The sequence below is a fragment of the Halorubrum distributum JCM 10118 genome (assembly GCF_000337335.1).
GTDB classification, from domain to species: domain Archaea; phylum Halobacteriota; class Halobacteria; order Halobacteriales; family Haloferacaceae; genus Halorubrum; species Halorubrum distributum.
The window spans coordinates 12,405-25,176 of sequence record NZ_AOJN01000013.1 but is presented as its reverse complement, the minus strand read 5'-3'; the positions used below and the strand labels follow the sequence as shown (position 1 = coordinate 25,176).

Below are 12,772 nucleotides of genomic sequence, written 5' to 3'. Positions count from 1 at the left end.
TTCCACCGGAAAAACCGCCAGGGAATCGCTGTCAGCTCATAGGAATCTAACGATGGAACAGGGGCAACTTACTCGAGTCGGAAGCCACCTTCATCTTCGGCGGCACGCACTAGGTCGCCGATGCTGTCGCTCGCGGAGAGCCCCTGACTCGCCGCGAACCGCTTTATCATCACCGGCGGGATGTCGACGGTCGTCTCGGAGGCCGCGAGCAGCAGCCCGATCGCCTCCGGGGTCGGCGAGCTCGGGCCCGCGTTGGATGCGAACCACGTGATCAGCGTGTCGAACGTCGCCGTCACGTCGTTCGACACCATCCGCTGGCGGGTGGTGTCGCCGTTCGCGTGGAGCGTCGCGTCGATTCCGTAGTCGAACCCGTCGCCGTCGAAAGAGTTCGCCAGCCACCGGCTCACCGACTGGCGGTCCACCGCGTTGCCGCCCGTCGCCGACTGGCTCCTGCCATTCCCCTGCGCGGCGTTCGGCGGGGGTTGGCCGCCGCCGGGCGGTTGCCCACCAGATTGCTGTCCGTCGCCGGGATGCCCGCCACCCTGTTGGCCGCGCTCGCCGACGCCGGGTCCTGTCTCTTATACACATCTCTGAGCGNAGATGTGTATAAGAGACAGGTCGGGCGGCGCGCGGCGCTGCCCGCGCGAGCGACCGACGTTCGGGCGGCCGTTCGTCCCGACGACGTAGCGGCCCTCCCCGATCTCGACGACGTTCTCGTCGTCGGTGAAGTCGAGCTCCTCCGGATCGGCCGGTACCGCGTCGTCGTCGCTCATGGGTTGTGGTAGCGCGCGCCGAAAAATAGGTGTTGCGGGCGGCCGAGCCGCCGACGTTGTGGTTACCGCGCTGTTCGAGACTCGTTAGAGCCGGACCGCTTCGTTGTCGTTATTGTATAGGTCAGGCGAGCGGAGTTCTACCTGTGTCACCGCAGACGCAGGTGAGATTATGTCCAGGGTTGCTTTATCACCCTCACCGAACACAGTCCCTGCCCCATCACCAAATGGAGCGGAGGCTGGATCAAGGACGATAGTTGTTTCCTCGTTTGCGTCGTTCAGTACGGCACTATCTTGGCTGGTAATTTCGCTGTCGTCAATGTTGAAAGAACCAGCTGTCGTACTACCGTCAACGGTGTCTGCCAGCGTCAGAGTCTCTTCACCCTGAGGGCCGACAGCCTGGATAACTGTCTCATTGAGATCGATATCATCTGCACCTGGAGCAGTCGTGATAACAACTCTAATGCTTTGTAGGTCGCCATCGTCAGCATTACTGGTAACGATTCCAGTTGTACTCACAACTTCGATCCTGTCAGACACGAGATCAGTACTCTCCTGACCAGTCGCTTCCGCCTGTGATTGAAGGAACCCAGCAGTGTTAATAAGGACACCAGCGGCAATCGCGGCCACTAGCACCATCGCAATGAACACAATGAGAGTTCCAATCCCAACTTGACCGCGCTCATCCTCACTAAGTATTGCTTCGAACATTGTTACAGCCTCACTGAACTATCATCGGACGTGATTGTCGTCGGAACACGGATCTCTTTGACTGTTGAAGCACCCGATGCAGTAGTGAAGGTTACACTCACCGACTCATCTTCGCTCAGGGAATCACTGTAACTACTGAATCCTGAGGTAGAATCGATGTCAAATTCTAATGCGGCCCGGTCACTACTGTCGGTCAGAACGCCTCCGTTGGCTCCGATAATACCAGTTCCGACCTCATTCCAGTCGATTTCGAATCGATCTTGGCCTTGCTCACCAACAAATTCGACACTGGTCTGATTAAGATCGACTGCGCCGGAGCCAGGCGACGTGGCGACGACAAACGTCACGTTCTCGATCTCTTGATTGCTGTCAACGTCGCCAGACGTGCTCACAATTTGGAGCCGGTCGCTGACCTGACTCGTACTTTCTTCGCCCGTTGCTTCTGCCTGCGTCTGGAGGAACCCGGCAGTGTTGATCAGAACGCCGGCGGCGATCGCCGCCACCAGCACCATCGCGATGAACACGATGAGGGTCCCGATCCCCACTTGACCGCGTTGTTCCTCGTCCGTGATTGCTTCGAACATTGGTTGTTTGCGTCGGCCCCCGGCCTGCCCGGCGGGCGTTATCGATAGCGATGGGGAATTCCTACTTAAGATCACGTTTCCGGTTATCTGTATTGATAAACAACTCACGTCGTGCGGTTTTCGTGTTTATTTTGGCCAGATAATTACAGAACTAATTAACGAAAAGCGCGAGACGTTCTCAGCGTTGGATCTGAGGATCCGCGTCCGTCGTAGTCACTCACCGACGAAAGTACGGAGGGAAACCGAACAGCGCGATCGACGTTACCAGAAAGACCGGACCGGATAATCGGCGACCGCGGCCGAGAGAGTTACAGCACGCGTTGTGGCTGGTGTTCCGTCTCTGCGCGTCTCCGCTTCTCTCATGTTACCGATCGCGCAGCCGCGACAGCTCCGATTCGGGGATCACGAACTCTTGGGTTCCCGGCTCGTAGACGGCGAGGCTCCCGGCGACGAGCGCCATCGACGCCGCGAGCAGTCCCGTGTTGACCAACAGTAGCGCCTCCGCGTTACCGAATCCCGTCAGGAAGGCGGCCGCGGGCGTTCCGATCGCCGCGACGACGACGAGGCCGAAGCCGACCGCCAAGTACGCCATCGCCGTGCGACCGGACGACCGGTACGCCGCGACCGCGAACGCGACGAGCGTCGCGCTCGCGCCGGCCAGCACGGTGGTCGTCATCAGGTACAACCCCTCGATGAGCTCCATACCGCCCCTGCTCGAACGCGGATAATAAACCCACGGTGGCGGGTATCAGCGGCGATAACACGGCGCGGCGATTCGCGTCGAGGAACCGCCCTCGACCCCGTACGGCACGCCGGATCGAGACGTTTGCCGTCCGGGGTAATCACCGGTATCCTTATAAGTCATAAAAATCAATCTCGATAACGTGAATGGTGGGGGACGATCTGATCACCGTACTCGGTAACAAATACAACACGGACATCCTGACGGCGACTGGCGACGCGAAGTCGGCGCAGGACCTCAGCGACCAGCTGGACGTCCCGATCGCGACGTGTTACCGACGGATCAACGAGTTGGAGGAGGCGGATCTTCTGGAGCTACACGACCGGCCGCTCTCGGACGAACACCGGCGCGTGAAGGTGTATCGCCGGAAGGTCGACGGGGTGGAGGTCGACTTCCGCGACGGGCTCACCGTCGAGGTGGAGGAGCGGTCGGCGGTGAAGAACCGCCTCGACGATGTCTGGCGCGACCTCTCGTCGCGGGAGTGAAGAGGCGGCCGGCCGGCCCCGGCCCGTCTAGAACGACGGTTGGTCGTCGGAACCGCCCATCATCGAGAAGCCGCCCGCGCGCTCGTGGACGGTGATCCCGCCCTGGCCGATCTCCATCGGGAAGATGTCGGTGTCGATGTCCTGTTTCCGCATCTTCGCCACCCAGACGTAGCGGTTGACGCCGGAGTCGGTCGGCGTCTGGATGAAGTAGATGTTCCCGTCGGTGAGGAAGTTCTCCAGGCCGACCTCGGTGTCGGGGAAGACGGCGCCCTGCTCGTTAATGAGCAGCGAGGTGAGCCCGTTGGCCTTGAGGATGTCCGAGAACTTCAGCAGGTAGGTGCGCTTCTCCTGTTCGGCGTCGAAGAACAGCTGGAACATCGACAGCGAGTCGAGGACGAGCCGGTCGAAGTCGCCGTCCTCGACGGTGTCGAGCAGGCGATCGACCGCGGTCGAGAAGTCGGTCTCCCGCAGCATCTCGCGTTTGTCGAGGATGACGATGTCGCCGTCGTCGACCATCTCGTCGAACCCCTCGAAGCCGACGGACTCGGCCGCGCCGCGGATGTCGGCCTCGTCTTCCTCGAAGGAGACGTAAACGCCGCGCTCGCCGTGTTCGGAGACGCCGTGATGGAGGTACTGGATGCCGAAGATGCTCTTGCCGGTGCCCGGGTTCCCCGAGACGAGGACCGTCGACCGCTGGGTGATGCCGCCGGTGAGAATGGAGTCGAGCCCCTCGACCCCGGTGGAGACGAGTTCTGACATTCGTCTCCCCCTTGTCGGTCGGAGTATATAAAAGACGGTTCAGTGCGTCGGAGCGGAGGGGTCGGTCCGGGAGAAGCAACGCTCGGTGACATCGGGCGAACGGACGGCGACAGTTTTATCTCTCGACACAACGCCCGTTCGTGTATGCCCGGTGAAGCGTGTCCGGTCGCTCCCGGCGGTGATCGACGGTGAGCGACCCGTCGATACTCGTCGTGGAGGACGAGCCAGACATCGCGGCGCTGTACGCCGGCTTCTTAGAGGAGCGGTACGCGGTCGACGTCGCCGAGACCGCGGCCGAGGCCATCGACCGCGTCGACGCCGAGATCGACGTGGTGCTCCTCGACCGCCGACTCCCCGACGGGAGCGGCGACGACGTCTTAGACCACATCCGCGGGGAGGGGTACGACTGCCGCGTGGCGATGGTCACCGCGGTCGAGCCCGACTTCGACATCATCGACATGGGGTTCGACCTCTACCTCACCAAGCCGGTGAGCCGCACGAAGCTGCTCGCCGCCATCGACACGCTCCTGACGCGCAGCGAGTACGACGACCTCGTCCAAGAGGCCGCCGCGCTCGCCAGCAAGCGCGCCGTGTTGAGCTCGCAGAAGCCGGCCGCGCAGCGCGAGGGGAACGAGGCGTACGCCGACCTCGTCGAGCGGCTGGAGGAGCTCGACGCCGACATCGACGACCTCGGCGAGTCGCTGTCGACCGACGACTACCGCGCGATGTTCCGCGACCTCGGCGAGGCCTGACGCGGCGCCGACCGCCTCGCTACTGCTCCGACCGCCGGCACCCGATTCGTTTCGCTCTCCGTTGACAGCGACTGACCACAGAAACTGCCCACTGCGGTCGGATCCGGAACGAATTTTGAACGGATCTCGATCCGACTTCGGACCGAAGTTGTCCGGTAGTTGAAAAATTTATATCCCCGTCATCTCCCTCGGCGGAGACATGACGGAACACGACACACGGCGGCGGTTCCTGATGACGAGCGGCGGACTCGTGGCGCTGGCGCTTTCCGGTTGCCTCGGTGACGGCGGGGGCGACGGGGAGATGGACGGCGGAGATGGAATGGACGGCGAAGATGGGATGGACGGCGAAGATGGGACGAACGGAGATGACGGAATGAACGGAAGTGACGAGACGGACGGCGACGACGAGACGGACGGCGACGACGAGACGGACGGCGACGACGGGATGGCGGAGTCCGTCGCGGTTCGGATCCGGATCGAAAACGTCGCGCCCCCGGATTTCTATCCCGCGGACACCTCGACCGGCGGGGCCGTTTGGATCACGCCGGGTGCGTACGCCGTCCACGATGGCGAGAACCCGATTTTCGACCTCGGCGAGTCGGCGTCGATCGGGCTCGAAGCGCTCGCGGAGGCCGGGCCGCCGACCGGGTTCGAGGGGGAAGAGGGGCTCGTCGACGAGCTCGACGGAGCGACGGAGGTCCATCGGTCAGGGGCGTACACGCCCGACGACACTGTCGCGGACCCGAACGATCCGATGGGGTCGGTCCCCGGGGCGCCGCCGATCGCGCCCGGCGGCGCCTTCGAGTTCGAGACCGAGGTCGCGCCCGGGCAGCGACTCTCCGTCGCCTCGATGTTCGTCCCCTCGAACGACGTGTTCGTCTCGACGGAGGAGGGCGGGATCGGGCTCTGGCCCGAGGACGGCGACCCGGTCGACGGTGACGTCACCGACGCCGTGGCACTGTTCGACGCGGGGACGGAGCCGAACGCGGAACCGCCCGGAACCGGTCCCGATCAGGCACCGGCCCAAGACGCACCCGACCAAGGCGCCGACGAGGACGGCGTCGTCCGCCGGCTGAGCGACGTCGACGACGGCCACGAGTACCCGGCCGTCGAGGACGTAGTTCAAGTGACCGTGACCCCCACATAGCGTATGAGCAACGTTACCGAGCGGCGAGAAACGCTCCTCGCCGCGGCGGCCGGCGCGGCCGCGATCGCCGGCTCGTACCTCGTCGCGGGGTGGACGCCGTCGTTCGTCGTCAGGCCGATCGACCAGACCGTCGTCAACCTGACCCCCGGGCCGATCGTGACAGCGACGATCGAGACCCTCGGCGAGGCGGGCCACCTGATCCACATCGCGCTGGCGCTCGCGATCGCCGTCGGACTGTTCGGGGCGGTCGCGTTCGCGGGGCTTCGGATCGCCACGCGCACCGACCGGCGCGCCGCCGGCGCGGCGGTCGCCGGGGGGGGATCCTGGCTGCTCGCCGCCGCCCTGACGGGCGTCTCGCTGGGCGCGCTCGGCGCGGCGCTCCCCGCGGCGGCGGCGGTCGGGATCGGCTGGCTCCCCTCGTCGGCCGCGCCGTCCGGCGGCGACTCGGCCGGGGCGAGGGACGCGCCGGCCGTCGTCGACGCGGTGCGCCGCCGGACGCTCGGGGTCGTCGCCGGGGCGCTCGGGTTCGTCGCCGCCACCGCGGTGGGCCGGCGGGCGTTCGCGTCGGACGCGGAGCCGCTCCCCGACGCCCCGCGCTCGGAGGGCGCGGCCGCGCGGCTTCAGGAGCTGGACTCGGCCGCGCTGGCGTTCGAGAGCGACGACCTCCAGGGGATGGTGACGCCGATCGGGGAGTTCTACAACGTCGACATCGCGGAGTTCGACCCCGAGGTCACCGCCGACGAGTGGTCGCTGACGTTCACCGGCGAGACCGGGAGCGAGCGGACGGTGACCTTCGACGAGCTGATCGACCGGCCCGCCGAGAACCGCGCGGTGACGCTGCGGTGCGTCGGCGAGGACCTGAACGGCCGCCGCATCGGCAACGCGGTCTGGACGGGGACGCCGATCCGCCCGCTGCTCGAATCCGTGGACCCCCAAGGCGACTGCAACTGCGCCATGCTGCGCGGCGAGGACGGCTACTACGTCCAGTTCCCGGTCGACGTCCTCGCGGAGGGGTTCCTCGCGTGGGGGATGAACGGCAAGGAGCTCCCGACCAGTCACGGCCACCCGGTCCGGGTGCTGATCCCGGGCCACTGGGGCGAGACGAACGTGAAGTGGCTCTCGGAGATCGAGCTCCTGAACGTCGAGGAGGACGGCTACTGGGAGGAGCGCGGCTGGGAGGGGACCGGCGAGGTGAAGACGGTCGCCAAGCTCTGGGACGAGGGGGTCACGGAGCTCGGCGACGGCCGGATCGAGCTCGCCGGCCACGCCTACGCCGGGACGCCCGGCGTCGAGCGCGTCGAGGTGTCGACCGACGGCGGCGACACGTGGACCGACGCCGAGCTCTCCGACGCGCTCCCGGACGCCGACGTCTGGCGGCAGTGGCGCCACGTCTTCGAGGCCGACGGGGAGCGCGAGGTCGTCGTCCGCGCGGTCGACGGCGAGGGGACCCTCCAGACGCGGGAGGAGTCCGGGTCCGTCCCGAGCGGCGCGTCGGGGTGGGTGCGTCGGACGGTCGGCTGACGCGGCCCCCGCGGTCCGAGACGAGCGCGGAGCGGCTACCCGGCCGAAACGACTTTCAGCACCTACTCGACACACCAGTACGCCAAATGGAGAAGGCCCTGTGGTACCTGTTCGTCGCGAGCCGCGGTGGCGCCAACAGGGTCCGGATCGTCCGGGAACTCCGCGCCCGCCCCCGGAACGCGAACGAGCTCGCGGAGGCACTGGACGTCGACTACAACACGATCACCCACCACCTCGAGATGTTACGAGACCACGACGTCGTCGAACCGAGCGATCACGATTACGGCAAACTCTACTTCCTGACCGACCGCTTCGAGCGCCACACCGACGCGTTCGAGGAGATCACCGCGGAGGTGGACGCCGAATGAACCCGGCGTCACCCACCGGGATCGCCGTGTTGATCGGGACCGTCAACAGCGCGCTGCTGGCGGTGCTGGCGGCGGTATGGGTCCGCAACTACCGCGAGTTCGGGTCGACGCTCCTGTTGGGGCTGGTGGGCTTCAGCGCCGTGCTGTTGGTCGAGAACCTGGTCTCGATCGCGTTCTTCTTCGCGAACATGCGGACGCTGTACGCGATGGACCCGCTCGTAGGACGGGTCGTGCTCGCCATGAGCGTGCTGGAGCTGCTCGCGGTGTCGCTTTTGACCTACGCCACGCTGAAGTGACGGGCGGACGGGTCGTTTCGGACTCCGGAGCGACGGCCGGACCGGCTTACGAGAGCTGCTCGCCGACGATCCGGTCGGCCTCGGCGAGGAACGCGTCGCGCTCGCCGATGGGGATGGTCGCGCCCGCGGCCACGTCGTGACCGCCGCCGTCGCCGCCGACGGCCCGGCTCGCCTCGCGCATCACCGCGGAGAGGTCGAGCCCCCGCCGAACGAGCGCGTGCGAGCCGCGCGAGGACACCTTCAGTTCCTCGGCGCTCTCCTCGGCGAACGCGATCACCGGCTTCGAGCGGTCGACTGCGGGGGAGCCGACCGCCATCCCGGCGACGATGCCGACGATGGTCTCGCGGATGCGCGACCCCGCGTCGAACCACTGTAGGTGGTCCTCGTGGGTGACGCCCTCGGTTTTGACCCACTGGAGCCCCTCAGAGAGGTTTTTCCGGTGCGTGCGGAGCAGCCGGCGCGCCTCCGCGAGCGCGTCGCCGCGGTCGCCGAGACACACCGCGAGGCCGACGTCGCCGCGCTCGTAGCGCGCGGTCGCGTTGAGCAGCGTGGAGAACTCGCTGACGTCGCGCAGCTCGGTGCCGGGCTCCTCGTCGACCAGCGTGTAGGAGGTGCCGACGAGCGCCTCGATCCGGTCGGACGGGACGCCGGAGGCGACCGCGCGGCGCATCAGCGCCGACGCGAGGGCCTGCCGCTCCTCGCCGTCGAGGTCGACCCAGCGCCGCCACTCCCCGTCGCGTTTCACGTCGACGTCGAGGCCGGTGAGGAAGGAGATCGCCCCCGCCTCGTCGTTCGAGATCCCCGGGATCTTCACGTCGGAGGCGTACTCCAGCAGCTTCGGGAGCGGCCGGGTCTGTCTGCCGTACAGGTCGAGGTCGGTCCGGGCCTCGAGGACGCCGGCGTCGACCCCGTCGGCGACGATCGACTCGTTGGCGCCGACGAGTTCGCCGTCGGAGTCCTGCATGTCGCCGACCGCGCCGACGACCGCGAGGGCGGCGAGGTCGCGGTTGTCGCCGTCGGGGCCCTCCAGCGCGCGGGCGAGGAGGTAGCTCGCGCCGGCGCCGGAGAGCTCGCTCGCGCCGTCGATCCCCTCCAGCAGGGGGTTGAGGTGGTACCGCGTGTCGCGGTCGGCGGGCTGGTGATGGTCGGCGATCACGGGGACGAAGTCGCCGCGCTCCTCGTGGTCGGCGATGACGTCGAGCTGGCCGGAGCCGAAGTCGGTGAAGAGCACCACGTCGAACTCGCGGGCGGCGATCCCGGCGATCGAGTCGGCGTCCAGCTGCTTCTCGAAGACGACCTCGTGGTCGATCCCGGCCCGGGCGAGCGCGGACGAGGCGATCGCGGCGCTCGTGATCCCGTCGGCGTCGATGTGCGACGCGAGCAGGGCCCGGCCGGCCTCGCGCAGGCGGTCGGCGCAGTCGGTCGCGCGGTCGGCGAGGTCGGGGACTGGGGCGGCGACTGCCATTACCACCGGTTGACGCCCGATCGGGCATAAACGCACGCTTCGGAGCGACGGACGCGGCACAACGCTGTGGAGTCGTGGCCGCGGCGGAGTCAACGTCGAAGGGGCATCAATTGCCGTAACTGACGGTTATAGAAGTACGCAGACGTATGAGCAACAAACATGACACGTGGGTTCAACACCCGGAGCCTCCACGCCGGCGCCGAGCCCGATTCGGCCACCGGCGCCCGCGCCACGCCGATCCACCAGACCACGTCGTACGTCTTCGACGACGCGGACACGGCGGCGGAGCTGTACGCGCTCCGGGCGGAGGGCCACGTCTACTCCCGGCTCTCGAACCCGACGGTGAACGTCTTGGAAGACCAGATCGCGGATCTGGCCGGCGGGTCGGACGCGGTCGCGACCGGGTCGGGGATGGCCGCGTTCGACGCGATCGCGACCGTCCTCGCGAGCGCGGGCGACAACGTCGTCGCCAGCTCGGAGATGTACGGCGGGACGGCCGCGTACCTCACGAGCATCGCGAACCGGCGCGGGATCGAGGCGCGGCTGGTCGACACGCTCGACTACGAGGCGTACGCGGACGCCGTCGACGAGGACACCGCGTTCGTCCACGTCGAGACGATCGCGAACCCCTCGCTCGTCACGCCCGACTTCGAGCGGCTCGCCGAGATCGCCCACGAGCACGCGGTCCCCCTCGTCGTCGACAACACGTTCGCGACGCCGTACTGCTGTCGCCCGTTCGAACACGGCGCCGACGTCGTCTGGGAGTCGACGACGAAGTGGATCACGGGCAACGGCACCACCGTCGGCGGGGTCGTCGTCGACGGCGGGCAGTTCCCGTGGGACCACCCCGACGCCGACTACGACGAGCTCGACGGGGAGTCGCCCGCCTATCCGATCGACTTCGTCGAGCAGTTCGGCGACGCCGCCTTCGCCAACGTCGTCCGCCAGCGCGGCGTGCGGCCGACCGGCGGCCAGCAGTCCCCCTTCGACGCGTGGCAGACGATCCAGGGGCTCAACACGCTCCCGCTGCGGATGGAGCGCCACTGCGAGAACGCGCGGCGGGTCGCGGAGTTCCTCCGCGAGGACGACCGCGTCGACTGGGTGAGCTACCCCGGCTTCGACGACCACCGGAGCCACGGCAACGCCGCGGAGTACCTCGACGGCTTCGGCGGGATGGTCACGTTCGGCGTCGACGGCGGCTACGAGGCCGCCAAGGCGTTCTGCGAGGCGGTCGAGCTGACCAGCTTCCTCGCGAACATCGGCGACGCGAAGACGCTCGTCATCCACCCGGCCTCCACGACGCACGCGCAGATGGACGAGGAGCAACAGCGACACGCGGGCGTCCACCCGGAGATGCTCCGGCTCTCGGTCGGCATCGAGGACGCCGACGACGTGATCGCCGACCTCGACGCGGGGCTGGCCGCGGGCGAGCGCGCCGCCGGGGGGAGCTGAGATGAGCGCCGTCCCGACCGACCACGGGGTCGCCTCGCTCGGCGAGTTCACCTTCGAGTGCGGGCAGTCGGTCCCCGACTTCGAGGTCGCCTACGAGACCCACGGCGAGTTCGACGGCGACAACGTCGTGTTGGTCTGCCACGCGCTCACCGGCAGCCAGAACGTCGCGCGGTCGCCCGAGCCGGAGCGCGACGCCGAGACCACCGGGGCCGGACAGGCCGGGCAGGCCCGCGCGTGGTGGGACGACGTCGTCGGCCCGGGGAAGGCGATCGACACGACCGAGTACTACGTCGTCTGCGCGAACGTCCCCGGCTCCTGTTACGGGACGACGGGCCCGGCCAGCGAGCGCCCCGCGGACCTGGACCTGCGCGAGGAGCCCGACCACGACCGCTGGGGGACCGCGTTCCCGCCGGTCCAGGTCGAGGACTGGGCGCGCGCGCAGCGCCGGCTGCTCGACCACCTCGGCGTGGGGCGGCTCCGTGCGGTCGTCGGCGGCAGCGTCGGCGGGATGAACGCCTTGGAGTGGGCGAAGCGGTACCCGGACGACGTCGACCGCGTGGTCGCGATCGCGACCGCCGGGCGACTCGACGCGCAGTGCCTCGCGCTCGACGCGGTCGCGCGCCGCGCCATCCGCGCTGACGCCGACTGGAACGGCGGCGACTACTACGGCGACGACCGGCCGGACCCGACCGAGGGGCTCGCGATCGCCCGCCAGATCGGGCACATCATGTACCTCTCGAAGGCGTCGATGGAGCGGAAGTTCGGGCGCCGGTCGGCCGGCCGCGACTCCCTGACGCGCGAGGACGGCGACCTCGGGCTGCCGCCGGAGCCGACGGCGGGCTTCTTCCCGTACCGCGAGGTGGAGTCGTACCTCGACTACCAGGCGGAGGGGTTCGGGGACCGGTTCGACGCGAACAGCTACCTCTACCTGACGCGTGCGATGGACGAGTACGACCTCGCCGCCGGCCACGGCGCCGACGCCGACGCGCTCGCCGCCTTCGAGGGCGAGACCCTCCTGCTGAGCTTCACCGCCGACTGGCACTTCACCGTCGAGCAGTCCGCCTCCCTCGCCGACGCCTTCCGCGAGTCCGGCGTCCCGGTGGCGCACCACGTGATCGACTCCGACCACGGCCACGACGCGTTCCTCGTCGAGCCGGAACACGTCGGTCCGCCCGTCCGCGACTTCCTCGCCGACGGCGTCGACGGCCGCGCGGTCTCCGACGAGGGCGGCGACGACGGCGACGACCCGCGACCGAGCTCCGACCACGCGCCCGTCCACGCGAGCCTGTTTCGAGGATAATCTCGTCTTTTAAATAGTATCCGTGCGGCGGCGCGTGCCGGTGAGCGGCGCAACGCGCCGCGAACCGCACGCGCGAGGTCGCCGGCGCTACGCGCCGGCTGCTAGAGGGACCTTCGGTCCCTCGCTGGAGTCGGCCGACCGGAGCGAAGCGAAGGGAGGCCGACGAGGCTGGGGAGGTGTGAGGTGCGGGGCGGGACTCGAAGAGGCAGTCGCGAGGCGGTGTTCGTGTCGATCGGCTATTTATAAACACTATCGTCGTACGGCCGAGCGGCTGGGACTTCGGCGGTGCTTGACAGCAACTTCTCGGGTGATATTTATAAGCAAACGGCTGCGGTGCGGGCGACGCTCACCGACGACCGACCGCCGACCGGTTTTAAATAACCTGTCGAGGCGGGACGCGCGTTCTCCGAGTATCCGCGA

Annotated in this window: 13 protein-coding genes and 1 pseudogene; 8 read left to right on the top strand and 6 right to left on the bottom strand. The window is 67.7% G+C overall.

All coding sequences use genetic code 11. The features are described from left to right. Nucleotides 1–68: 68 nt before the first annotated feature. The 4 genes and pseudogenes from C466_RS17250 to C466_RS00810 all read right to left on the bottom strand — a co-directional run bounded on the left by C466_RS17250 (nt 69) and on the right by C466_RS00810 (nt 2,768). Nucleotides 69–773, bottom strand: a pseudogene (locus C466_RS17250) (DUF7500 family protein). Between the two features lie 84 nt (nt 774–857). Continuing rightward, nucleotides 858–1,481 carry an archaellin/type IV pilin N-terminal domain-containing protein gene (locus C466_RS15775; RefSeq protein WP_004597583.1) on the bottom strand — a complete coding sequence of 208 codons (624 nt, stop codon included), beginning with the start codon at nt 1,479–1,481 and terminating at the stop codon, nt 858–860. Between the two features lie 2 nt (nt 1,482–1,483). Further along, nucleotides 1,484–2,065, bottom strand: coding sequence for an archaellin/type IV pilin N-terminal domain-containing protein (locus C466_RS00815; protein WP_004597585.1), 582 nt, complete (start codon nt 2,063–2,065; stop codon nt 1,484–1,486). Between the two features lie 364 nt (nt 2,066–2,429). Then, complete coding sequence (locus C466_RS00810) at nt 2,430–2,768, bottom strand: hypothetical protein (protein WP_004597587.1); 339 nt, start codon at nt 2,766–2,768, stop codon at nt 2,430–2,432. Nucleotides 2,769–2,953: 185 nt separating this feature from the next. Here C466_RS00810 and C466_RS00805 point away from each other — a divergent pair, with 185 nt between their 5' ends. Continuing rightward, on the top strand, nt 2,954–3,292 hold the full coding sequence (locus C466_RS00805; protein WP_004597591.1) for a helix-turn-helix domain-containing protein: 339 nt from the start codon (nt 2,954–2,956) through the stop codon (nt 3,290–3,292). 27 nt (nt 3,293–3,319) lie between these two features. Here the strand turns inward: C466_RS00805 and C466_RS00800 are convergent, their stop codons facing one another. Further along, on the bottom strand, nt 3,320–4,051 hold the full coding sequence (locus C466_RS00800; RefSeq protein ID WP_004597593.1) for an RAD55 family ATPase: 732 nt from the start codon (nt 4,049–4,051) through the stop codon (nt 3,320–3,322). Nucleotides 4,052–4,239: 188 nt separating this feature from the next. Between C466_RS00800 and C466_RS00795 the strand changes: the two genes are divergently transcribed. The 5 genes from C466_RS00795 to C466_RS00775 all read left to right on the top strand — a co-directional run bounded on the left by C466_RS00795 (nt 4,240) and on the right by C466_RS00775 (nt 8,135). Then, nucleotides 4,240–4,803, top strand: coding sequence for a HalX domain-containing protein (locus C466_RS00795; RefSeq protein ID WP_004597595.1), 564 nt, complete (start codon nt 4,240–4,242; stop codon nt 4,801–4,803). Nucleotides 4,804–5,002: 199 nt separating this feature from the next. Then, nucleotides 5,003–5,950, top strand: coding sequence for a spondin domain-containing protein (locus C466_RS00790; RefSeq protein ID WP_004597597.1), 948 nt, complete (start codon nt 5,003–5,005; stop codon nt 5,948–5,950). Nucleotides 5,951–5,953: 3 nt separating this feature from the next. Continuing rightward, the gene (locus C466_RS00785) at nt 5,954–7,471 is read left to right on the top strand and encodes a molybdopterin-dependent oxidoreductase (protein WP_004597600.1); all 1,518 of its coding nucleotides are present in this window, start codon (nt 5,954–5,956) and stop codon (nt 7,469–7,471) included. An 86-nt stretch (nt 7,472–7,557) separates the two neighbouring features. Continuing rightward, nucleotides 7,558–7,839 carry a winged helix-turn-helix domain-containing protein gene (locus tag C466_RS00780; RefSeq protein WP_004597602.1) on the top strand — a complete coding sequence of 94 codons (282 nt, stop codon included), beginning with the start codon at nt 7,558–7,560 and terminating at the stop codon, nt 7,837–7,839. Then, entirely contained in the window at nt 7,836–8,135 is a 300-nt protein-coding gene (locus C466_RS00775; RefSeq protein WP_004597605.1) for a hypothetical protein, read from the top strand. Before C466_RS00780 ends, C466_RS00775 begins: the two co-directional genes overlap by 4 nt. A 46-nt stretch (nt 8,136–8,181) precedes the next feature. Here the strand turns inward: C466_RS00775 and C466_RS00770 are convergent, their stop codons facing one another. Next, complete coding sequence (locus tag C466_RS00770; RefSeq protein WP_004597607.1) at nt 8,182–9,600, bottom strand: single-stranded-DNA-specific exonuclease RecJ; 1,419 nt, start codon at nt 9,598–9,600, stop codon at nt 8,182–8,184. A 159-nt stretch (nt 9,601–9,759) separates the two neighbouring features. Here C466_RS00770 and C466_RS00765 point away from each other — a divergent pair, with 159 nt between their 5' ends. Both C466_RS00765 and metX read left to right on the top strand, forming a co-directional pair. Continuing rightward, a complete protein-coding gene (locus C466_RS00765; RefSeq protein ID WP_004597609.1) occupies nt 9,760–11,052 on the top strand; it encodes an O-acetylhomoserine aminocarboxypropyltransferase/cysteine synthase family protein in 1,293 nt (430 codons plus the stop codon). A gap of 1 nt (nt 11,053) precedes the next feature. Beyond that, complete coding sequence (metX, locus tag C466_RS00760; protein ID WP_004597611.1) at nt 11,054–12,352, top strand: homoserine O-acetyltransferase MetX; 1,299 nt, start codon at nt 11,054–11,056, stop codon at nt 12,350–12,352. Nucleotides 12,353–12,772: the final 420 nt, after the last annotated feature.

Excerpts from the sequence above, each read along its gene's own strand:
- C466_RS15775 (WP_004597583.1), bottom strand. The coding sequence starts at position 1,481 with ATGTTCGAAGCAATACTTAGTGAGGATGAGCGCGGTCAAGTTGGGATT.
- C466_RS00815 (WP_004597585.1), bottom strand. The coding sequence starts at position 2,065 with ATGTTCGAAGCAATCACGGACGAGGAACAACGCGGTCAAGTGGGGATC.
- C466_RS00810 (WP_004597587.1), bottom strand. The coding sequence starts at position 2,768 with ATGGAGCTCATCGAGGGGTTGTACCTGATGACGACCACCGTGCTGGCC.
- C466_RS00805 (WP_004597591.1), top strand. The coding sequence starts at position 2,954 with ATGGTGGGGGACGATCTGATCACCGTACTCGGTAACAAATACAACACG.
- C466_RS00800 (WP_004597593.1), bottom strand. The coding sequence starts at position 4,051 with ATGTCAGAACTCGTCTCCACCGGGGTCGAGGGGCTCGACTCCATTCTC.
- C466_RS00790 (WP_004597597.1), top strand. The coding sequence starts at position 5,003 with ATGACGGAACACGACACACGGCGGCGGTTCCTGATGACGAGCGGCGGA.
- C466_RS00785 (WP_004597600.1), top strand. The coding sequence starts at position 5,954 with ATGAGCAACGTTACCGAGCGGCGAGAAACGCTCCTCGCCGCGGCGGCC.
- C466_RS00780 (WP_004597602.1), top strand. The coding sequence starts at position 7,558 with ATGGAGAAGGCCCTGTGGTACCTGTTCGTCGCGAGCCGCGGTGGCGCC.
- C466_RS00775 (WP_004597605.1), top strand. The coding sequence starts at position 7,836 with ATGAACCCGGCGTCACCCACCGGGATCGCCGTGTTGATCGGGACCGTC.
- C466_RS00770 (WP_004597607.1), bottom strand. The coding sequence starts at position 9,600 with ATGGCAGTCGCCGCCCCAGTCCCCGACCTCGCCGACCGCGCGACCGAC.
- C466_RS00765 (WP_004597609.1), top strand. The coding sequence starts at position 9,760 with ATGACACGTGGGTTCAACACCCGGAGCCTCCACGCCGGCGCCGAGCCC.
- metX (WP_004597611.1), top strand. The coding sequence starts at position 11,054 with ATGAGCGCCGTCCCGACCGACCACGGGGTCGCCTCGCTCGGCGAGTTC.